1 protein-coding gene is annotated in these 2289 nt (G+C 61.2%); it reads left to right on the top strand.

The annotated features are described in order from the left end of the window. Positions 1 to 2212: GH32 C-terminal domain-containing protein (locus FNL14_RS22990; protein ID WP_142065137.1), on the top strand; the 2212-nt coding region annotated here is incomplete at its 5' end. Positions 2213 to 2289 lie beyond the last annotated feature (77 nt).

The raw sequence follows: 2289 nt of genomic DNA, 5'->3' as shown, positions 1-2289 counted from the left end.
GATCTACACCAGTGCCTACAAGGAACCGTCCCCACACCGCGGCCTGCAGGCCCAGTCCCTGGCTTACAGTTTGGACGACGGACAGACCTGGACCAAGTACGACGGCAATCCCGTACTGAATCGGAACTCAGCCAACTTCCGCGACCCGAAGGTTTTCTGGTACGAGAACCCGGCCGGCGGAGGCTACTGGGTCATGACCGCGGTGGAATCGCAGGAGCACAAGGTTGTCCTCTACAAGTCCGACAACCTCAAGGACTGGACCGCCCTGAGCGACTTCAGGCCAGCCAACGCCACCGGCGGGCAGTGGGAATGCCCCGACCTGTTCCCCTTAGCTGTTGACGGCGACCCGAACAACATCAAATGGGTCATGATCGTCAACATCAACCCCGGCGGCGTTGCTGGAGGTTCTGCCGGCCAGTACTTCGTGGGCAACTTCGACGGCAGCACGTTCACCTCCGAAACCACCAAACCAGCCACTGCCGCACCGGCCGGAACAGTCCTGGCCGGATTCAACGACGGAACCTACAACGGCTGGACGGTGAACAACGAACCGGGCAACTGGAAAAATGGCCCCTTCGGTGACGCTGCAGCGACCGGTTCCCTGCCCGGTCAAAGCCCCGTGACCGGATTCGGCGGCAGCGGGCTGATCAACTCCTTCAACGATGGCGACTGGCCCCTCGGTTCCATGCAGTCACCCACATTCACCGTGACCGACGACTACTTGAACTTCCTCGTGGGCGGAGGCAAGCACCCCCATGTGTCGGACAAGCTGGACAATATCCCGCCCGAGGGCGAGCTCAAGTTTGACGGCTTCGAGGTTCCCGAGGGGACGACGCTGGCCAATGCCGGCTGGACGGGCACAGGAGACCTGACGCCCAATTTCCAGCCAGCCACCAGCGGTGGGGACTACTACATTGGCGCCAAACGGATCAACACATTCGAAACCGGCACCGTACCCGGTGATGACCGCCAAGGCACCCTGACATCACCCCAGTTCCCCATTACGAAGAATTTCATGAGCATGTTGGTCGGCGGCGGCAACCGCTCCGCTGACTCCGGACAGGCCCTCGCCGTCCAGCTGCTCATCAATGGCAACGTGGTCCGCTCCCTCGCCGGTGATAACGGCGGGCTGCTGAACTGGAAAGGCTGGGACGTCTCCGAATTCGCCGGCCAAAACGCCCAGCTGCGTATCGTTGACCAAGCTACCGGCGGGTGGGGACACCTGACCCTTGACCACGTCATGCTCACCGACACCGCCGCTGTCCTCAGGTCCGATGAAGAAACGGTGAACCTGGTAGTCAACGGCAAGGTGGTCCGTACGGCCACCGGCAACGACAGCGAAACCCTGGACTGGGCATCCTGGAACGTCAAGGAATTCGTTGGCCAACAGGCACAAATCAAGGTCGTCGACAACAACAGGTTCGGCTGGGGGCACATACTCGCGGATGAATTCACAGCAAGCCCGGCCCCAGCGACGTCCCGGCTGGAGTCCTATGACTGGCTGGATTACGGACGGGACTACTACGCCGCCGTATCCTTCGGCAACATGCCCGAGGACAAGCGGATCATGCTGGGCTGGATGAACAACTGGGACTACGCCAACAACATCCCAACCAGCCCCTGGCGCAGCGCCATGGCCCTTCCCCGCGAAGTGAAACTCACCCAAACCCCTGACGGACCCCGCCTCACCCAAAGCGCCGCGAAGCAAGTGGAAAAACTGGCAGGGAAAGCCAGCTACAACGACAAGTTGGGCGGCCCGATTTCAGCAGGCACTCACCCGCTGCCTGCACAGTCGGCGGGCCAGGTGCAGCAGGTGGACATCACCTTCGCCCCCGGTACCGCAACAAAATCCGGCATCACCGTCCTCGGCGACGGACAGTCGGCCACCGTCATCGGCTACGATGCCACGACCGGCCAGATGTTCGTTGACCGCATGAAATCCGGCAACACCGCTTTCCACCCGGCCTTCGCATCCGTCGAGGACGCCGCCGTCACGCTGGACAAAAAAGGCAACGTCACCATGCGGATCTACCTCGATCACTCCTCCGTGGAGGTGTTCGCCCAGAACGGCATGAAAACAATTACCGATCAGGTATTCCCCAACCAGGGAGCCGACAAGATGGCCGTCTTCGCCGAAGGCGGTACCGCCCAGCTCAAATCACTCACCGTGACACCGCTGGAAAAGGCAATGTTCCTCCCCGGAAAGAAATAACACACCGCGCAATAGGGACTGTCTGAATAACGGTGTGTGAGGGTCCGGCCTGATCCGAAAGGAGACGGCCGTGTCAG

Source organism: Pseudarthrobacter sp. B4EP4b, from assembly GCF_006680095.1.
GTDB lineage: Bacteria > Actinomycetota > Actinomycetes > Actinomycetales > Micrococcaceae > Arthrobacter.
Note: the sequence above shows the minus strand (reverse complement) of the source record. Positions and strands in the feature narration are given on the sequence as shown.